The organism is Streptomyces sp. P1-3, from assembly GCF_050613155.1.
Lineage (GTDB): Bacteria > Actinomycetota > Actinomycetes > Streptomycetales > Streptomycetaceae > Streptomyces.
The window spans coordinates 3,540,094-3,559,196 of sequence record NZ_CP192512.1 but is presented as its reverse complement, the minus strand read 5'-3'; the positions used below and the strand labels follow the sequence as shown (position 1 = coordinate 3,559,196).

14 protein-coding genes, 1 tRNA gene, 1 other RNA gene and 1 pseudogene are annotated in these 19,103 nt (G+C 69.3%); 10 read left to right on the top strand and 7 right to left on the bottom strand.

The window, feature by feature from the left end; all coding sequences use genetic code 11:
• Nucleotides 1–21: 21 nt before the first annotated feature.
• The 4 genes and pseudogenes from ACQUSR_RS15050 to ACQUSR_RS15035 form a co-directional block, all read right to left on the bottom strand.
• Nucleotides 22–2,019, bottom strand: coding sequence for a hypothetical protein (locus tag ACQUSR_RS15050; RefSeq protein WP_431043072.1), 1,998 nt, complete (start codon nt 2,017–2,019; stop codon nt 22–24).
• A gap of 204 nt (nt 2,020–2,223) precedes the next feature.
• Nucleotides 2,224–2,922 (bottom strand): hypothetical protein, encoded by a 699-nt coding sequence (locus tag ACQUSR_RS15045; RefSeq protein ID WP_431043071.1) that lies wholly within the window; start codon nt 2,920–2,922, stop codon nt 2,224–2,226.
• 451 nt (nt 2,923–3,373) lie between these two features.
• Nucleotides 3,374–4,234 (bottom strand): annotated as a pseudogene (locus ACQUSR_RS15040) (mobilization protein); the annotation flags it as partial.
• A 740-nt stretch (nt 4,235–4,974) separates the two neighbouring features.
• Nucleotides 4,975–5,379: a very short patch repair endonuclease gene (locus ACQUSR_RS15035; protein ID WP_431047602.1), complete on the bottom strand. Its 405-nt coding sequence runs from the start codon at nt 5,377–5,379 to the stop codon at nt 4,975–4,977.
• A gap of 149 nt (nt 5,380–5,528) precedes the next feature.
• Here ACQUSR_RS15035 and ACQUSR_RS15030 point away from each other — a divergent pair, with 149 nt between their 5' ends.
• Nucleotides 5,529–6,785: a DNA cytosine methyltransferase gene (locus ACQUSR_RS15030; protein WP_431043070.1), complete on the top strand. Its 1,257-nt coding sequence runs from the start codon at nt 5,529–5,531 to the stop codon at nt 6,783–6,785.
• Nucleotides 6,786–6,815: 30 nt separating this feature from the next.
• Here ACQUSR_RS15030 and ACQUSR_RS15025 read toward each other — a convergent pair whose 3' ends face one another.
• From ACQUSR_RS15025 to ACQUSR_RS15015, 3 genes are all read right to left on the bottom strand, one after another.
• Nucleotides 6,816–7,679, bottom strand: coding sequence for an NgoMIV family type II restriction endonuclease (locus tag ACQUSR_RS15025; RefSeq protein WP_431043069.1), 864 nt, complete (start codon nt 7,677–7,679; stop codon nt 6,816–6,818).
• A gap of 13 nt (nt 7,680–7,692) precedes the next feature.
• On the bottom strand, nt 7,693–8,496 hold the full coding sequence (locus tag ACQUSR_RS15020) for an HNH endonuclease (RefSeq protein WP_431043068.1): 804 nt from the start codon (nt 8,494–8,496) through the stop codon (nt 7,693–7,695).
• Nucleotides 8,497–8,821: 325 nt separating this feature from the next.
• Nucleotides 8,822–8,906 (bottom strand) — tRNA-Ser (locus ACQUSR_RS15015).
• 98 nt (nt 8,907–9,004) lie between these two features.
• On the opposite strand from ACQUSR_RS15015, the gene ffs reads away from it, so the two are divergent.
• From ffs to ACQUSR_RS14970, 9 genes are all read left to right on the top strand, one after another.
• An RNA gene (ffs, locus tag ACQUSR_RS15010) (signal recognition particle sRNA small type) lies at nt 9,005–9,101 on the top strand.
• An 86-nt stretch (nt 9,102–9,187) separates the two neighbouring features.
• Nucleotides 9,188–11,980, top strand: a complete 2,793-nt coding sequence (locus ACQUSR_RS15005) for a DNA polymerase III subunit gamma and tau (RefSeq protein ID WP_431043067.1) — start codon at nt 9,188–9,190, stop codon at nt 11,978–11,980.
• Nucleotides 11,981–12,429: 449 nt separating this feature from the next.
• Nucleotides 12,430–12,765 (top strand): YbaB/EbfC family nucleoid-associated protein, encoded by a 336-nt coding sequence (locus ACQUSR_RS15000; RefSeq protein WP_431043066.1) that lies wholly within the window; start codon nt 12,430–12,432, stop codon nt 12,763–12,765.
• 90 nt (nt 12,766–12,855) lie between these two features.
• Nucleotides 12,856–13,455 (top strand): recombination mediator RecR, encoded by a 600-nt coding sequence (gene recR / locus ACQUSR_RS14995; protein ID WP_431043065.1) that lies wholly within the window; start codon nt 12,856–12,858, stop codon nt 13,453–13,455.
• Nucleotides 13,448–14,116: a DUF5063 domain-containing protein gene (locus tag ACQUSR_RS14990; protein WP_431043064.1), complete on the top strand. Its 669-nt coding sequence runs from the start codon at nt 13,448–13,450 to the stop codon at nt 14,114–14,116. The genes recR and ACQUSR_RS14990 overlap by 8 nt, the downstream gene beginning before the upstream one ends.
• Before the next feature lie 285 nt (nt 14,117–14,401).
• Nucleotides 14,402–15,673, top strand: a complete 1,272-nt coding sequence (locus ACQUSR_RS14985) for an aspartate kinase (protein WP_431043063.1) — start codon at nt 14,402–14,404, stop codon at nt 15,671–15,673.
• Nucleotides 15,670–16,743, top strand: coding sequence for an aspartate-semialdehyde dehydrogenase (locus tag ACQUSR_RS14980; RefSeq protein WP_431043062.1), 1,074 nt, complete (start codon nt 15,670–15,672; stop codon nt 16,741–16,743). The genes ACQUSR_RS14985 and ACQUSR_RS14980 overlap by 4 nt, the downstream gene beginning before the upstream one ends.
• A gap of 307 nt (nt 16,744–17,050) precedes the next feature.
• The gene (locus ACQUSR_RS14975) at nt 17,051–17,710 is read left to right on the top strand and encodes a SigE family RNA polymerase sigma factor (RefSeq protein WP_431043061.1); all 660 of its coding nucleotides are present in this window, start codon (nt 17,051–17,053) and stop codon (nt 17,708–17,710) included.
• Complete coding sequence (locus ACQUSR_RS14970; RefSeq protein WP_431043060.1) at nt 17,707–18,990, top strand: DUF4232 domain-containing protein; 1,284 nt, start codon at nt 17,707–17,709, stop codon at nt 18,988–18,990. The genes ACQUSR_RS14975 and ACQUSR_RS14970 overlap by 4 nt, the downstream gene beginning before the upstream one ends.
• The last annotated feature ends 113 nt before the right edge of the window (nt 18,991–19,103 follow it).

Below are 19,103 nucleotides of genomic sequence, written 5' to 3'. Positions count from 1 at the left end.
TGGTGTCGTCGCGGTAGTGGCCTAGCCGCGATGCCCCTCGTCAGGCGGCCGGGTGCCCTCGACGGCATGCTTCAGGCTCTCAACGATATTTCCTGCCTGGACGTTGAGGCGCTCGGACTCGTTGGCCTCCCATGTTGGGCTCATGCCGGCTGCGGCAGCATGGCTGCGTGCTGCATCAGCCAGCGTCGTCAGGTCCTTCGTGAGCGACTCGATCTGGTTCAGCAGAGAACGGACGCCCGCCTTCTTCGTGTCGGCGAGTTCGCGGTCACTGGGTGGTGGCGGCGCATGGAACAGCGGCTGCTGGCCCTGTCTGCCCGCCGTTGGAGGGGGTGCGGGCGCGGTGTACGGGGGCCTGGGTAGGCGCTGGCCCGTGCCCTTGGGGAACGCGTCATCGAACCACGCCTGATCGGCGGCCTTGCCAGCGTCGTCAGTGTTTCCGAAGGCGTCGACGCGTCGCGGATCGCGGCCCTCCTCCATCGCTGCGGCCATCTCGCGCAGCAGCCCAACCGCCTGTGCCCGCCGGGCGTTCATGGCGGCGAGTGCGTTCGGGATACCGCGCCGGGCCCGGGTGCTGGGCCCCGGCTCGTCGTCTGTGCCGCGGTTGGTCTGGGCGCCCATGGAGCCGCGATCGGCGTCGGCGAGTTTGAACGCGGCCAGCCACTGCGGCGCCCGGTAGCGGATCAGCTCGGCGAACGCGTCGTCGTCCTTGTCTGCGATGGCCTGCAGTTGTATGGCGCTCTTGCGGCTGAGGACGACGCCGGCGCGGGCGTTGGCGACCGGGACAGTGTTGTCGTCCACGCGCGGGTTCCACGCCTCCGGCCAGCTCACCGAGCACAGCGCGGAGTAGGCCCGCAGCCGCTCGGCCGTGTGCTGCGAGTTCAGCAGCTCGCCCTCGGGCTCGGCCATTACCTTGCGGATCAGAGAACGGCGGCGGTCTCCTGCGGCCGGGAAGAACTGGGCGAGCAATAGCATGCAGCGCAGGTCACGCTGCTCGCAGATGCCCGCGTCGGGCGGACACTCGTGCAATCGCGTGATCGGCAGGTCTCCGGCAAGCACACCGAACACGGTGCCGTCGATGAGCCCGGCCTCCCGGTACTTCGCCAGCACACGGCGGCCGATCGCGCGCTCTTGGTCGTTCGGCGTGAATCCCAGGTTCGCGTGGATGTGGTCGCGGCGGTTCCTAGCCTGCGCCACCTGGTGCAGCAGCTCGGGCTTGGTGCATCCGACAATGAGCCTGGCATCGACGACGGCGACCTGGAGCGCGAGTCGCGCTGGGTGGTCGTCTGAGTCGGCTTGCTTCAGCTCGGCATTGCGCTCAACCGTCCACCGATGAAGGGCGGCAGTCACGTCCGTTGCCTTGAGCAGCGCCGCCTGGTCGGTCTTGAGGATGTGATGACGGCCCTTCGTCCGGTTGTTGCCCTTGACGGTGGGCCAGGCCCAGAAATTGCCCTCGGGGGTGCGGTAGACCTGCGCGACCATCAGGCAGGGGATCTCTTGCCCGTTCAGCAGGAGGTCGGCGGAGAGGTCGTAGCGGCGGCGGCCGTCGCCTGCGCTGAGCAGCTCCGAGGCGCGGCTGATCACCGCGACGACGCGGTCGGCACTCGTCATCGTGACGCTCAGCGCGGCAGTCGGCTTGCCGTCTGAGCCGTGCCAGACCTCGGTCGGCGGGAGCATCCACTCTGCCGTGGCCGAGGCTGGGTCGGCCGGGGAGCCCCAGCAGGAGTCATTGCGCTCGTTGCGCTCCCAGGTGCTGCCGGCACAGCCGAACAGCCGCACAGACAGCTCCAGGGCCGTTTCGCCGCCGACGCGCACGGAGCGCAGGCGGGTGGGGTGGATGCGTTCACGGCCCTGCTCGGTGGTGATGAGGTGTTCGACGGGCTCGGCGGTGTAGGCGAATGCGGCAGTAAGAGCCTCACGGGGCGCATTGATGCCGTCGGTAGCCAGTGCGGCCTCGACTAGGCGGTCGACGGTGTCGGGTGTGTGCGGATCTGGGTACTCGAATAACGGTTTGGCGGTCACGGTACGGGAGGCTCCAGACGCGTAGAGTAAAAAATATGACGAGATGCTAGCGCCTCAGTGAGGCCGAGTAGGGCTCTTACCTGACGTTGCTGTCCCGCGCGCTCACGACGCGCTGTATGAGGACTGCCGTGAGTCGTCCGGTCCGTCGGCGGGCTGCGCAGCAGCGTCGGCAAGCAGACGGCCGTCCGCACCGGGACGGTGGTCCTAGTGGTCTCCGGTAGCCCTGACTTTGTCGACGCGCACTTGGGGAAGGCCGTCGACAAGGCTCACCGCACGGGCTGACCCCACCGGCCCCTGGGGGTATCGCGAGCCTTCGGCGCACGTGGCGACTGCCTTCTGCAGGCCGGTGAAGTCGGTCTTCAGCGGGCTGAGGCGTTCGAGGCTAGACAGCCTGACGGTCTTCTGGCTCGCGCACCGCTCGTCCAGGACACGGGTAGGCAGGACGTAGAAGGTCCACTGGTCGAGGTCCAGGGGGTCGAGGGTCTGCTTGTCCTGGTGGTGCAGCAGGCAGAAGACGTACACGTCCGAGCGGCGCAGTACTTCGGCTGAGGTGGTGCCGGTCTGGGTGTCCCAGCCGGCGGCCGGTGCGATGGAGAACGAGATCTCCGACAGCTGGGACTGTGCCCACGACTGCAGGTACGCCGCCGACTTCACTTCGACGTGCCACTCTTCGGACGTGCGGATGTCGACGGTGTCCCATTCGGTGCGGGTGCCGGCGGCAGTGTCCAGGGCCGTGGCCACGAGGTACTCGGCCAGGACACCGCGCATGGTGTTGTTGGCCAGGTCGGAGCAAGCCCAGCTCCAGAACTCGCCGAGCCTGCCTACTGTTTCGCCGTTGGCCCGTATCGGCTCGCCGCCGCTGTGGCGCGTGATGACCAGCGGACCAAGATCGGCGGTGCTCATTGTTGTCCTCCTGATGAAGGTCTGGGTAGGTGATGTTCAGCCTGACAGCAGGTACTGACAACGGAGTTGGGCCATTCGCGGGGCCTGGGCCCCGTGCGACTGTTCGCGATAGATGACGCCTGGTCGCGGGGCCTGCCACCAACACCGTGACCGCTGCGGTTGATTCCCGTGGCCCTGCCGGCCTGTGAAAACGCCACAGCTCCGGGAGGCAGGCAGAGGAGCAGGCGCCAACAGTGACGACGATGTGGTGCCAACCATCGCGACCAGAACATCCGGCCACCCTTGGTCAAGGCTCGGTGCTGGTGTCAGCTGTCGCGACCAGTCGCACACCGACCGCCGGACGCTGTCGGGCGAAGACAGCTGACGGGCCCGACCATGAGTGGTCGGGCCCGTCAGTCATATGTCGCCCACTATCCGATCTACCCCAACGGGGTCGGTGTCCTCGCCGTGATCAACGGCGTGGTGCGCGTGGTATCGACGGTGCTGGCATCTGCCGTGCGGCAGCCAGCTGATCGTTGGCGAGGCTGGCCCGGTTAGTTTCCGGAGCCGGTGCGCATCCGGGGAGGCCCGCAGTGCGGCGCAGCCGCCAGACGAGGACGTCGCTAATGGATTCGACGGTGCCCAGTTCCCGGCAGGCGGTGGCCTCGGCGAGCAGAGCGCGGGGGGTGTGGCCAGCGCGTTCGGCGTCGGCGAGGGTGGCGGCCAGGGCGTCCCAGCCGGGCTCGGCCAGGAGGGTCTCGGCGAGTTCGGGCAGGGCGGTGCGCAGGGTGGTGGCGTGGTGGCGGCGCAGGGACGACGGGGCGATGCGGCGGCCACGTGCACGCAGCACCGTGAGGGGTCCGGCGGCTGCCTGCTGGTAGGCGGCGCGTAGGCGTGCGGCGGCCTGCCGGGCGGCCTCGGCTTGCTGGGCGTGCTGTCGCTGGGCGTGCCAGTGTGCGGCGGCAATGGCGAGGAAGAACAGCATGTCGATGACCATCGCGGTGCTGGCCCCGTCCTCGCCCCAGCCGAGCGCGGGCCCGCTGTGGACCAGGCTGCGGGCCGCGCGGCGCAGGTCCTGTGCGTGGCGGAAATTGACTCGGGTGTGGGAGCGGGAGGCCCGTTCGAATGCCCAGGCTGCCTGGCGTAGTTCGTTGCGGGTGTGGAGTGCGGAGGTCTTGGCGAGGGCGTCGAGGACCTCGCCGGTGGCGGCGATCTGGGCGGCTGCCGTGCCGTCGTCGCCGCTGTGGTCGAGGACGAGCAGTGCTGCCCAGGACGCGTGGGCGGTGGTGCGGCGTGCTGCGGCGGGTGCCGAGGGCGCGGACGGCCGCGAAGGTCGGCGCTCTCATCTGGGGCCCGACACTGCACCAGTTCCCAGCGGCACCTGGAGGGCCCGTGCCTGGCCCGAGCAAGAGCGCCGTCTCAGCGGAGCTGACGGTGTACGTCGCCCGCCTCGGCGAACGCCGCATCCCGTTCCGGAACCGCGAGCACGCCGAGGCTGTGGTCTCCCAATGGGGTACGGACAACCCCGACCACTCCGCGGAGGTCGAGGAGTGGGGCCGGGACAAGTGGGAACACAAGGGCCCCGGCGGCTTGCGGGCCATCCGCGACCGCGTGCCCGACCGCCGGATCGTCCACCACGCCCATGCCGTGTTCCTGCCCGGCGGCGAATGGCTCAACATCGGCCGCGATGACCAGTGGTCAGTCACGATCTGGGAGTTCGAGACTGACCTCTACACGGACCTCCCGGTCCGCTGGCACACCACCCGCCGCCCTGGCCAGGAGGCCGAGGCCCAGGTCCGCGGCACGGACAACGACGCCGTTGCCGCCGCATTCGCCGACGCCTGTGCACAGGCCGTGGATCGCGCGAAGGATCCCGGCAAGTACGGAGATACGAATGCCTGGTGGGCATTGCGGACAGGGCCGGACCGCTGCTCGGTCCGGCCCTGTCCGCTCTACGAGATCCCTCTTGGGCTGCTTGCTGAGGCCGGTCTGTCGCCGGGAGCCCGGTGCTGGCCCACAGCTCTGGTTACGGCCGGGAGGGTCGTGCGACGGAGGCGGAGGTGGCTCAGGGCCTCATCGAGTCCGGCCGCCTCGGCTAGCGGGACTGGCAGCGTCGAGAGCCGCAATGATGCGCTGCGTAGCCTCGTCAGGGGGCTCGTGCTCCCACACACGGATGACGGTCCAGCCTGCGGCGGCGAGGGCCTCATTGGCAGCCCGGTCGCGGGCAACGTTGCGCTCTAGCTTCGGTCCCCAGTAGCCGTCGTTGACGCCGGGCTGCCGACCGTGCTCGGGGCAGCAGTGCCAGAAGCAGCCGTCCACGAAGACAGCGACTCGTGCGCGGCTGAAGACAATGTCGGGCCGCGGGCGTGCGCCTTCCAGCGCCAGACGGACATCGACGCGGTACCGCTTCCCCGCAGCGTGAAGCAGCGACCGGATTGCTCGCTCGGGCCCAGTGTCCCGCCGCTTGATCGCGGCCATGTTGCGCGAGCGGCCAGGAGTCGGTGGCGTCGACGCTGCAGGGTCAGTGCTGGGGGTCATCGTCTACACCGTAGCCGAGAGTGTCAGACCCAGGGTGTTTGATGAGTCAGGATGGTAGACCTGTGCAATCCCGACTTGGAGGTAAGAGCGTGGCTGATCTGTCGGCCGTGGAGATCTGCGCGGGCGCTGGTGGGCAGTCGCTCGGCCTTGAGCTGGCAGGATTCGACCACGCCCTCGCCGTAGAGCTGGACGAGAACGCGGTCAACACGCTGCGCGAGAACCGGGACTGGGACGTGCGGTCCGGTGACGTCGCAGATGAACGTGTTTGGAACCCCAAAGAATACGTCGGCATCGACCTGCTTGCCGGAGGAGTGCCCTGCCCCCCGTTCTCGATCGCTGGCAAGCAGCTTGGCGCGACCGACGAGCGTGACCTATTTGCCTGGGCCGTAGAGCTGGCTGGGAAGATGCAGCCGCGGGCGCTGCTCCTTGAGAACGTGCGCGGTCTATCAATGCCTCGGTTCTCCGCGTACCGCCAGCACGTGAAGGACCGTCTCAAGGACCTCGGCTACTGGTCCGACTGGCAACTCTTGCACGCGAGTGACTACGGTGTTCCGCAGCTGCGACCCCGGTTCGTCCTGGTCGCGATGCGTTCCGAGGACGCCCAGTGGTTCGAGTGGCCTGAGAAGACCCCCTGTGACGGCACAGTCGGATCCGCTCTGCAGAAACTGATGGCTGCGAATGACTGGCCGGGCGTCGAGAAGTGGGTAAAGAAAGCGAATGACATTGCCCCAACAATCGTTGGAGGCTCGAAAAAACACGGCGGAGCTGACCTTGGGCCGACTCGGGCCAAGGCAGCCTGGCGCGATCTTGGCGTAGACGCGATGGGTGTTGCCGACGCGCCACCGAAGGCGACGGACCCCGTTGACTTCTTGCCTAAGCTCACTACTGACATGGTCGCGCGCATTCAAGGCTGGGGCGCCGAGCCCGAGTACGAGTGGAATTTCACTGGGCGCAAGACGGCTCGCTACCGCCAGATCGGCAATGCCTTTCCCCCGCCCGTGGCGCGTGCCGTTGGTACGTCGATCGCTAACGCGTTGAACCGCAAGGGCGAGCCAAAGGAATTGGCTGACGTAGAGAACGAGGTCATGCATGACCGCCTCTATCTGGCCTTGAAGAGCGCCCCGACTGCACTCACGGAGAAGGAGTTGGTGAAGCTTTCCGGCGAGAGGATGGACTCATCGACCTTCGAGCGGCGTATGGCCATGCTTGCGCGAGACTTCGTGATCAACGAAGACGACCAGCTCGGAGGTCGTGCGTACCGACTCGTGGGCTTCAAGGGGTTCATCGGGCAAGAAGGCCACGAGCGGCACGTACGGTTCGCCGAGATGCGGTCGCGGATCAGCTAAGCGTTCACGCAGGAGATTTTCGGGGTGCCGCTAGATAGCTAGGTCTAGTGGAAGATCGCTGATGTCGCGGAGGCGTTTCCCGGAGATCAAGGTGTGGAGCATGCTAATCGCCTCATCGTTGTTTGTTTGGTCAACCGCAGCGATTAGTTCTGGCAGGGCGAAGTGGTACACCGTGTCGATATCGCCGGTTCCCAGGGCAAGGGACGCCAGTCTTGAGGGCGTGGGTTCTCCGGTGACGACTACGATGTGCGGCGTGCGTCCCTTCCGGTTCCGGATCACGTTCAAGGCCTCTGAGCGTGCGTTTTGGGCGCGATCACTGCGCAGCGTCCACTTGCACGAGACTATGGCGTGGACGATGGAGTGCTCCTGATTAGCCCTCCTGATGACGGCATATTGGCCAGAGTCCGCGTCTACGAGCTCGTGATTGCGATTGATCGTCTCGTCTGACTCAGGGGCTCGCAGTACCAGGATATCGGGGCTGATTTCATACGAGTTTCCCAGCACGGAGGCCAGTGTTCGGTCGTTCTCGATGGCGCTCGCAAGGTCGGCCAGATGGGTGTACGGTTCGTATTTGGAAATCTGGTACTCGGTGCGGGACCCGCCGACGTTCTCGATGGTCCAGTTGCCCGGGCGGAGCGACTTGAAGGCAGGGAAAATCTCCGCTAGGAACTTCTCTACAGCCTGCTCAAACTGTTTTCCTGCTCGCTGGCCGTCGAGTTTCTTCGGAATCGCTTGAGCGGCGAGGTCCTGCGCAACTCGCAATGCGATTGCTTTGCTGGTATTTTGGCTGCTGTCGGCATTTGAGGCTACGCCGTCAAACGACAGGGACAGAGTGTGCCTGTCGACCAGGTCTTTGTGGAAATTTTCCCTTGCTGCGGTAAGCGCCGATGTCACGTGAGAAACGCTCCTAATTGCTGTATTCGCTGAATTGCTTCTGAAGGTACGTGATGAGGGCGGCTCGCTCGTCGTGGGTGAGAATCCGGGCTTGATCGTAGATTCGGTCAAGCTCTGAGCGAGTTCGCTCGCCTCGCTGCATCCAGCTGAGCAGTGTCCGCTTGTTCTCGCGGCCCAGGCGCCTTACCTGGGCAATAACCTCGTCGTACTGCCTGGGGTCGGGGACCTCGTCTCGTACGGTCTCGTTGCACCGCGCGCACTCGGTTCGCCAGTTATCGGTGTCGTCAGCGGCTGCGCGGGCCCTCAGGCGCTCCTGCGGTATCCGGTGCCCGATGGTGAGCCTGGCCTTCTTGTCAGGCTCACCTGGGTATGACTCCCCGGCCGCAATGCCGCAGACAACGCAGCGGCCGCCGTCGCGGTCGATGACCAGGCGACGCGTGCGAGCGGACGGCGCGAACGGTTTGTGAGCCTTCCGGTCTTCTTCCAGCCAGTACCGGACGCCCTTGATCTCGACGCGGTACTCGTCTGGTTTGAGCGAGCCGTCGTCTTTGCAGGAGGGGAGGACCCACCCCACTGCGCGCAGCGTGCGGAGACGGCGGTTCAGGTGCTCGGACTTGCCGACGATGCTCGGCCCCAGCGCATCGCGGAGCTCGTTCATCGTGAATGTGTCGCCGATCTCCTTGTTGAACCAGAGCCACGCTGCGAGGCGGCGTTCCTGCCCGAAGGGCTTATGGGTGCCGGGGTAGTAAGAGAGCTCCCAGAGCGGAGTCCCGTCCGGGGCCCTGTACTCATCGTGGTCGCTCGCTTCCACAGGCATGTGGGTGAGTATCGCCGGCACGCCTCAGAGTTCGGTTAGGTGGTCACAGCGGTCACGCGGAGCGTTCTAGCGTGAGGATGAGGTCCCTTGTGGGCTGGGCAGCTTCGTCGATGGTCAGCGTGACCATGGGCCGTGCTCAGGCGGTGCCGCGCGGTCGGGCTCGCTGCCGGGCGCGTGGCCGGGCGCATGCTCCGAGACGCCGGCCAGGGGCGGCGAAGCGCTGCGGGACCCTGCCGGGCAACTGCAACCAAAACTGCAACCACGGAACGACGAAGGTCCCGGCCGCTGAGCGATCGGGACCTTCGCCTGCCCTGCTGGGCGGGTGCGGAGGATACGAGATTCGAACTCGTGAGGGGTTGCCCCCAACACGCTTTCCAAGCGTGCGCCCTAGGCCACTAGGCGAATCCTCCGCCGCAAACAATACAAGACGCGAAGCAGTGCTCGCGAACCCGCTTCCCGGAGGGTGGCCGGGGTGCTCCAGCACTCCGTTCGATCCGCTAGGGTGGGGGGCAGCCCCTCACGTGGCGCTATCTCACCGAACTCCCCCAGGGCCGGAAGGCAGCAAGGGTAAGTGGGCTCTGGCGGGTGCGTGAGGGGCCCTTTCGTTGGCGGGGTCGGCAGGGGTCGGCGGGGGTCGTGCAGCTTCTGTGACGGGAGTCACTTGTCAGTGGGTCCCGATATCGTCGTAGGCGTGTCGTCTCTCGCGCTTTACCGCCGCTACCGCCCCGAGACCTTCGCCGAGGTCATCGGGCAGGAGCATGTCACCACCCCGCTGCAGCAGGCGCTGCGCAACAACCGCGTCAACCACGCCTATCTCTTCAGTGGGCCGCGCGGCTGTGGCAAGACGACCAGCGCGCGGATCCTGGCCCGCTGCCTGAACTGCGAGCAAGGGCCCACGCCGACGCCGTGCGGGGAGTGCCAGTCCTGCCGCGACCTCGCGCGGAACGGGCCCGGCTCGATCGATGTGATCGAGATCGACGCGGCCTCGCACGGTGGTGTGGACGACGCCCGTGAGCTGCGCGAGAAGGCGTTCTTCGGGCCTGCCTCCAGCCGGTACAAGATCTACATCATCGACGAGGCGCACATGGTCACCTCGGCGGGCTTCAACGCCCTGCTGAAGGTGGTCGAGGAGCCGCCGGAGCACCTCAAGTTCATCTTCGCGACCACCGAGCCGGAGAAGGTCATCGGCACCATTCGGTCGCGTACGCATCACTATCCGTTCCGGCTCGTACCGCCCGGGACGCTGCGCGATTACCTGGGCGAGGTCTGCGGGCAGGAGGCCATCGCGATCGAGGACGGGGTGCTGCCGCTGGTGGTGCGGGCCGGGGCCGGGTCCGTGCGTGACTCGATGTCCGTCATGGACCAGCTGCTCGCGGGCGCCGCGGCGGACGGCGTGACGTATGCCATGGCCACCTCGCTGCTCGGTTATACGGACGGGTCGCTGCTCGACGCCGTCGTGGACGCCTTCGCGGCGGGTGACGGCGCGGCCGCCTTCGAGGTCGTGGACCGGGTCATCGAGGGGGGGAACGACCCGCGGCGGTTCGTCGCGGATCTGCTGGAACGGCTCCGTGACCTGGTGATCCTGGCGGCCGTGCCGGACGCGGCGGAGAAGGGGCTGATCGACGCCCCGGCGGATGTGATCGAGCGCATGCAGGCCCAGGCCGGGGTCTTCGGGGGCGCCGAGCTGAGCCGCGCGGCCGACCTCGTCAACCAGGGGCTGACCGAGATGCGCGGTGCCACCTCGCCGCGCCTGCAACTGGAACTGATCTGCGCGCGGGTGCTGCTGCCCGCGGCGTTCGACGACGAACGATCGATGCAGGCCCGGCTGGAGCGCCTTGAGCGGGGCGCGTCGGCGGCCGGGATGGCTGGGGCGGCCGGGGCGGCCGCGATGGCCGGGGGGCCCGCCGGCGGACCGGGCGTTGGTGCCGGTGCGGGTGCGCCTGGGATCGGGTACGTGCCAGGGCTGGACGCGCATGTTCCGGTCACCGGCCCGTCCGGCCCGGCCGCCGCGCGCGCGGCGATGGCTGCCGCGCCCGGTGGTCCCGGTGCGGGTGGTGGTCCTGGTGGGACCGGTCCCAGTGGGCCTGGTCCTAGCGGGACCGGTTCCGGTGGGGCTGGTCCTGATGGCGGTTCCGGGGACGTGGTCAGTGGCTCTGGCGCGGGTGGGGCGCCTGGCGCCGCGCCCGGGTCCGGCGCGCCCGACGCGGCGCCTGGGTCCTGGCCCGCCGCCTCGTCCCCCGTACGACAGCCCGTACAGCAGCCTGCGGAGCCCCCGCAGCCCGCGCGGCACGTGCCCGGCGGCGCCGACGCGGGGCAGCGGCCCGGTGCCTGGCCTGCCGCGGTCGCGCCCGGGCAGGGCGGAGGCGCGGACGCGCCGTCCGCGGGGGCGCCGGACGGTGGCGCTCCGGGCGGTGGACAGGACACGGCGGCCGGTCGTCGCCCTGGTGGCTGGCCGTCCGCGGCCGCGCCGGGCTCCGGTGCCGCGGCGGGGACCGGTTCCGGCGCTGCTTCGGCGTCCGGGCAAGGCGTCGGCCAGCACGGTCCGGGCGGGGGCCCGGGCGGTGCGCCGAGCCAGGCAGCTTCCGGGTACGGCGCCCCGGCGGCGAACGCTCAGCCCTCGCAGGCCGCCGCACAGGGCGCGGCGCAGGTGCGGAACATGTGGCCGGACATCCTGGAGGCCGTCAAGAACCGGCGCCGCTTCACCTGGATCCTGCTGAGCCAGAACGCATCGGTCGCCGGGTTCGACGGAACCACCCTCCAGGTCGGTTTCTCCAACGCGGGCGCCCGCGACAGCTTCGCCAATGGCGGCAGCGAAGAGGTGCTGCGGCAGGCGCTGAGCGAGCAGTTCAACGCCCAGTGGCGGATCGAGTGCGTCGTCGATCCCTCGGGCGGCGCCGGTCAGCCGGGCGGCGGCTCCGGTGGCTCCGGCGCCGCGGGCGGTTTCGGCGGTGCCGGTGGATACGGCGGCCCGGGCAGTGCCGGTGGCTACGGGGGCTCGGGAGGCTTCGGCGGCCCGGGTTCCGGCTCGGCTTCGGGCCCGGGTTCCGCGTACGGCGGGTCCGGCCAGGGCACGGGCCACGGCGCGGACGCGGGCGGCTTCGGCAGCCCCGGCTCCGGCGCACCCGGCTCCGGTGGCGCACCCGGCTCCGGTGGTCCGGGCGGCGGCCCGGGCTCCGGCTCCGGCAGCAGCTTCGGCGGTCCCGCTGGGGCCGGTGGTCCCGGCGGCGCGTCCGCCGCTCCGCGTCACCCCGCTGCCTCATCCGCCGCGTCGGCCGCGGCGGCGTCCCCAGCCTCCGCCCCGTCCGGGCCGCCGGCTCAGGGGGCGTCGCAGGCGTACCGAGAGCCGGAGCCCGTCCCCGTCGCCCCCGAGGACGACATTCCGGAGGAGGACGATCCGGATCTCGACGAAACGGCGCTGAGCGGCCACGACCTGATCGTGCGCGAGCTCGGCGCGACGGTGATCGAAGAGATCACCAACGAGTAGGTCGTGGCCCCTGGTCCTGGTCCTGGCCCTGGCCCTGGCGCTGGCGCTGGCGCTGCGCTGGCCACGACCAAGCGCCAAGCGAATCCACGACGCTGTTGGCCGGGGGCCAGGGCCCGGGTCAGTCCCGGGGCCGGAGCCGGAGCCGGTGGCAGGGGTCGGCGCGCGGCGGATCGCGCGTGCCCCGCGCACCCCGTCCGCCCGGACGGCGCGCGCCACCGCGCCCGGCCGTACGGCGCGCCACCGCGCCGGCCCGCACGTCGTGTCACCCCGCCCGCTCGTACCGGGCTCCACCCCGCTCGTACCGGCCCCACCCCGCCCGTACCGCGCGCCATATCCTCCGCCCGCACCCATGCCGCGTACTCCTTCCCCCGGGGTAGCGCGCGGCGCCCGGTGAGCACGTAGGCTCGGGCTATCAAGAATCGAAACTCCATCGACAGCCAGGAGCCTCAGTGATCCCCGGTGGTGGCCAGCCCAACATGCAGCAGCTGCTTCAGCAGGCACAGAAGATGCAGCAGGACCTTGCCGCGGCCCAGGAGGAACTGGCCCGTACGCCGGTCGAAGGCTCGTCCGGTGGCGGTCTGGTGAAGGCGACGGTGACCGGAGCCGGTGAGTTGCAGGGTCTGGTCATCGACCCGAAGGCCGTGGACCCTGAGGACACGGAGACCCTCGCCGACCTGATCGTCGCGGCGGTCCGGGACGCCAACCAGTCCGCGCAGGCCCTGCAGCAGCAGAAGCTCGGCCCCCTCGCGCAGGGACTCGGCGGCATGCCGGGTCTGCCGTTCTGACGGCGGCGCCGCAGACCCCGCGTCGCTGAGGACGCGCCGAGAGATCCGAAGTAGACGCACCGAGAGAACCGAAGAAGGAGAGAGCGTTCCGTGTACGAAGGCGTGGTCCAGGACCTCATCGACGAGCTGGGCAGGCTGCCCGGCGTCGGTCCCAAGAGCGCGCAGCGGATCGCCTTCCACATCCTGCAGGCCGAGCCCGCCGACGTCCGCCGCCTCGCGCACGCGCTGACCGAGGTCAAGGCGAAGGTGCGGTTCTGCTCGGTGTGCGGGAACGTCGCCGAGGCCGAGCAGTGCCGGGTCTGCCTGGACCCGCGCCGCGACCCGGCCGTCATCTGTGTGGTCGAGGAGCCGAAGGACGTCGTCGCGATCGAGCGGACGCGCGAGTTCCGCGGCCGGTACCACGTGCTCGGCGGGGCGATCAGCCCGATCGAGGGCGTCGGCCCGGACGACCTGCGGATCCGCGAGCTGCTCGGCCGGCTCGCCGATGGCACGGTCACCGAGCTGATCCTGGCCACGGACCCCAATCTGGAAGGGGAGGCCACCGCCACCTACCTGGCGCGCATGGTCAAACCCATGGGTCTTAAGGTCACGCGCCTGGCCAGCGGCCTGCCGGTCGGGGGCGACCTGGAGTACGCCGACGAGGTCACCTTGGGGCGGGCCTTCGAAGGGAGAAGACTTCTCGATGTCTGACGCAACGCTGCACGACAGCCACCAGAACCCGGACGACTTCGCGGTTCAGATCTCCGACCAGATCGAGAGCTTCCTCGTCGCCGTCACGGAGGTGGCGAAGGGGGACGAGCCGGACAGCGCAGTCCCCTTCCTGCTGCTGGAGGTCTCGCAGCTGCTGCTCGCGGGCGGGCGGCTGGGCGCGCACGAGGACATCGTTCCGGACGAGCGGTACGAGCCGGACGTCGGCCCCGAGCCGGACGCCGACGACCTGCGTGAGCGCTTCGCCGCCCTGCTGGACCCGGTCGACGTGTACTCGGAGGTCTTCGACCCGTACGTACCGCGCAGCGCGCCCGTCGCCTGCCGGATCTCCGACGATCTCGCCGACATCATCATCGACCTGCGGCACGGCATGGCGCACTACCGCGACGGCCGGGTCAGCGAGGCGCTGTGGTGGTGGCAGTTCTCGTACCTGTCGAACTGGGGCCCGACGGCCTCGGCCGCCCTGCGCGCGTTGCAGTCCCTCGTCGCCCATGTGCGTCTCAACACCCCGCTCGACGAGCTGGACGGTCTGGACACGGACACGGGGGCGGACGGCGGCGACGAGGCGCTGGCGGAGGAGGCCGGGAAGGTCATGGTGGCCGAGATCGCCGGGCCGCTGGGGCTGCGTTCCGACAGGAAGTGACCGCGTTCCGCCAAGAAGTGACCGTGCCGCGCGAGCAAGGAGTGACCGCGTCGTGCGAGGAATCCGCCGCGCGCCCTCACGGTGTGCTGTGAGCTGGGTTACGTTCCCGTGTGCTGCGCCGCGAAGCGGGCAGGGTGCTGGCTGAGCGGGGCGGGGCGATGGACAGGATTCGTCTCGTCGATCATGAGGTGAGCCAACCATCTCGCTATGTGATATGCGGACGGCGTATTCCGCCTGCTCGATAGACTGAGTCGACCGTTTTACTAACAGTTGCGAGGAGCGCACGTGGGCCTTGTCGTGCAGAAGTACGGAGGTTCATCCGTTGCTGATGCCGAAGGCATCAAGCGCGTCGCCAAGCGGATCGTCGAAGCCAAGCAGAGCGGCCACCAGGTGGTCGTCGTGGTTTCCGCGATGGGCGACACGACGGACGAGCTGATCGATCTCGCCGAGCAGGTATCGCCGATCCCTGCCGGTCGCGAGTTCGACATGCTGCTGACCGCCGGAGAGCGGATCTCCATGGCGCTGCTGGCGATGGCGATCAAAAACCTCGGTCACGAGGCGCAGTCGTTCACCGGCAGCCAGGCGGGAGTCATCACCGACTCGGTCCACAACAAAGCGCGGATCATCGATGTCACGCCGGGCCGGATCCGGACCGCCCTCGACGAGGGCAACATCGCGATCGTCGCCGGTTTCCAGGGTGTGTCCCACGACAAGAAGGACATCACCACCCTGGGCCGCGGTGGCTCCGACACCACCGCCGTCGCCCTCGCCGCCGCCCTGGAGGCGGAGGTCTGCGAGATCTACACCGATGTGGACGGCGTGTTCACCGCCGACCCGCGGGTCGTGAAGAAGGCCCGCAAGATCGAGTGGATCTCGTCCGAGGACATGCTGGAGCTGGCCAGCTCCGGTTCCAAGGTGCTGCTGCACCGCTGCGTCGAGTACGCACGTCGTTACAACATCCCGATCCACGTCCGTTCGTCCTTCTCCGGACTGCGGGGCACCTGGGTCAGCAACGAGCCGCAAGGGGATCAGAAGGTGGAGCAGGCCATCATCTCCGGTGTCGCCCACGACACCTCCGAGGCGAAGATCACGGTCGTCGGTGTGCCGGACAAGCCGGGCGAGGCGGCGGCCATCTTCCGGACGATCTCCGACGCGGAGATCAACATCGACATGGTGGTGCAGAACGTCTCGGCCGCCTCGACCGGGCTCACCGACATCTCCTTCACCCTGCCGAAGACCGACGGCCACCGGGCGATGGAGGCGCTGACCAAGACGCAGCAGGAGATCGGCTTCGACTCGCTGCGCTACGACGACCAGATCGCCAAGATCTCGCTGGTCGGCGCGGGTATGAAGACCAACCCGGGCGTGACCGCGGCCTTCTTCGAGGCGCTGGCGAACGCCGGGGTGAACATCGAGCTGATCTCGACCTCCGAGATCCGTATCTCGGTGGTCACCCGTGCCGACGACGTCAACGACGCCGTGTGCGCGGTGCACACCGCCTTCGGGCTGGACAGCGACAGCGACGAGGCGGTCGTCTACGGAGGGACCGGACGATGAACGCCGCTGCCGACCGCGCCGGTAGGCCGACGCTCGCCGTCGTCGGCGCGACCGGTGCGGTCGGCACCGTCATGCTCGGCATCCTGTCGGAGCACGCGGACATCTGGGGCGAGATCCGGCTGATCGCCTCGGCCCGCTCGGCCGGCCGGAAGCTGACGGTACGGGGCGAAGAGGTCGAGGTCGTCGCGCTGAGCGAGGAGGCCTTCGACGGCGTCGACATCGCGATGTTCGACGTTCCCGACGAGGTCTCCGCGCAGTGGGCGCCGATCGCGGCCGCCAAGGGCGCGGTCGTCGTCGACAACTCCGGGGCCTTCCGGATGGACCCGGACGTACCGCTGGTGGTGCCGGAGGTGAACGCGCACGCGGCCCGCGTCCGCCCGCGCGGCATCATCGCCAACCCCAACTGCACGACCCTGTCGATGATCGTCGCGGTCGGCGCGCTGCACGCCGAGTTCGGGCTGACCGAGCTGATCGTCTCCTCGTACCAGGCGGTTTCCGGCGCGGGCAAGGAAGGCGTCGACACCCTGCGCGAGCAGATCGCGAAGGTGGCCGGTACGGAACTGGGCACCCAGCCCGGCGACGTACGGCGGGCGGTCGGCGACACCGGTCCGTTCCCGGGACCGATGGCGCTGAACGTCGTGCCGTTCGCGGGCTCGCTCAAGGAGGACGGCTGGTCCTCGGAGGAGCTGAAGGTCCGCAACGAGTCGCGGAAGATCCTGGGCCTGCCGCAGCTGCGGGTCAGCGCGACCTGCGTCCGGGTGCCGGTGGTCACCGCGCATTCGCTGGCCGTCCACGCGCGGTTCGAGAACGAGGTCACGGTCGCGGCCGCGCACGAGATCCTGGCGGCCGCGCCGGGTGTGGTCCTGTGCGACAACCCGGCGGACGGCGAGTTCCCCACCCCGGCCGATGTCGTGGGCACCGACCCGACCTGGGTCGGGCGGGTACGGCGTTCGCTGGACGATCCGTGCGCTCTGGAGCTGTTCGTCTGCGGTGACAACCTGCGCAAGGGCGCGGCGCTCAACACCGCCCAGATCGCGGAGACCGTGGCGGCGGAACTGGCCGCGTCGTAACGACCGTAGTTCCGGATTCAATGCGTAGTCCCGGATTCAATGTCCGCCACCCGGCAGCCTGTGAAGATTCTGTGACCAATACGATGACCCATGTCACTTGAACTGGATCGACGATCTGTTCGATCATGCGCTCCCCGTCTCGCTGCAACCGGGCAGTGGACGGGGAGCGTCTCTGTCGCCGCCCCTCCGTAGGGCTGTGAGAACGGTGCATAAGGGAAGGGTCGGTGCGCATGGGGGCATTTGATGCATCGTCGAAAGCGGTGCCTCACGCGTACAACCCTGGCAGGGGGAAGCGTGTCCAACAGGCGTGGCAGAGGTATTCGGCATCGCAACGGCCCCACGGCACGGCCGCGCAGCACTGCACCCTTCGCGTCCCCGCACATCGGGCGGCATGCCGGTGATCGCACCCTGGTCCACCGCCCGCCCTGCGCAGCTTCCGTCCCAACGCGGGGAAACTGACGACGCGATGGCAGTGGGCACCACAGTCGACCACCTCACCGAGACCTACCGCGCCCACTACCGGTCGCTGCTCGGTCTCGCGGCGCTGCTCCTCGACGACACCGCGTCCTGCGAGGACGTCGTGCAGGAGGCGTTCATCCGCGTGCACTCCGCGCGCAGGCGGGTCCGCGACCCGGAGAAGACGCTCGCGTATCTGCGGCAGACTGTCGTCAACCTCTCCCGCTCCGCGCTGCGTCGCCGCATCCTCGGGCTGAAGCTGCTGTCCAAGCCGATGCCGGACATGGCGAGCGCGGAGGAAGGCGCGTACGACCAGCTCGAGCGCGACCAGTTGATCAAGGCGATGAAGGGACTGCAGCGCCGCCAGCGCGAGGTCCTTGTGCTGCGCTACTTCGCCGACATGACCGAAGCCCAGGTCGCCGAGACCCTGGGGATATCGCTCGGCTCGGTGAAGGCGTACGGCTCGCGCGGCATCGCGGCGCTTCGCGTCGCCATGGAGGCTCCGGCATGAACCACGAGAACCACCGGCCGGGCGGGGAAGACCCCGACCGGCGACATGATCACGACCACGCTCCGCCGGAGACGACCGGAGTGGCGGACGGACCGACAGGATCGGACGGACCGACAGCGTCGGAGGGACCGGCAGCATCGGACGGACCGGCAGCGCCGAAGGGTGCGGCAGCCCCGAACGGGCTGAGCGCATCATCGGGCGACGGCGACAGCGCCGGTGAACCGGAGGCGGCCGAGGCCACCGCCGGGGCCGGAGCACCCGACGGGTTCGACGAGCTGGCGCTGAGACGCCTGCTCCGGGGGGCCGTCGACGACATCGAAGCCTCACCGGACGCGCTGGACCATCTGCGCCGCGCCGTCCCCGCCCGTCGTACGCGCCGCCGCCAGGCTCTGGTCGGCGCCGCCGCGGCCGTGGTGCTCGGCGGTGCGGCCATGCCCGCCCTGGTGCATGTGGCCACCGCCGGGAACGCCTCCGACGACCGGCCCGCCAACGCGTCCAGCAGCGAGCGCACCCCCGGCGTGCAGGGCGGAGCCCACGGCGAGGGCAGCGACGGCAAGGAGACCGGCAAGCCCTCCCGCCCGGAGGACAAGGACAAGGCCGACAAGGGCAAGAACGACAAGGACAAGGCCGACAAGGACGAGGACCCGAAGGATGACCCCAGCGGTCCCGGCCCCAACCCGTCCGGCACGCTGAGCGCCACCTCGCCCGTGTGCACCCGGGTGCAGCTCGGCGACGGCGGAGCGTCAGCCGGTGCGGCCGACGCCAATGGCCATGTCTACGGCTCCTTCCGTGTCGTGAACGTCTCGTCAGCCGCCTGCACCGTCGACGGCGCGGGCGCGGTCAGCCCCGTCGCCCAGGGCGGCGCCGACGGTACGCGGATCGCGGTCGTCGACCACACGTCGGGCGACGCGGCCGCGCAGTTGCCGGACCCCTCCACCACCACGAGCCAGCTCATCCTCCAGCCCGGCCAGGCCTACGAGGTCAAGTTCGCCTGGATCCCGGCGGCGGGCGGCGGAACCACGGGCTGTTCCAACACCGGGGCCACGCCGACCCCCGATCCCACGCCGGACGGCGGCACGGGCGCCCCGCCCCAGGAGGAGCCCGCCACCGGCGGGGAGACCGAAACCGGTGGCGGCACGGGCGGCGACGGCGGGGGGGAGCCGGACGCCAGCGTGCTGCTGAACTACACGCCGGCCATCGGCGCCCCGTCGACCGCGAGCACGGTTCTCTCCAGCGCCTGCGCCGGGACCGTCTACCGCACGGCACTGCTGGCGGGCTGACGCTCCACCCCGGCGCACCGAGGGACTGCCCTGTCGCGCCGCCCTTTCCCTTGTGGTGGGGCCGCATCGCAGAGGGGGCGATGCGGCCCCACCACAGGAACCTCCGGAACGCC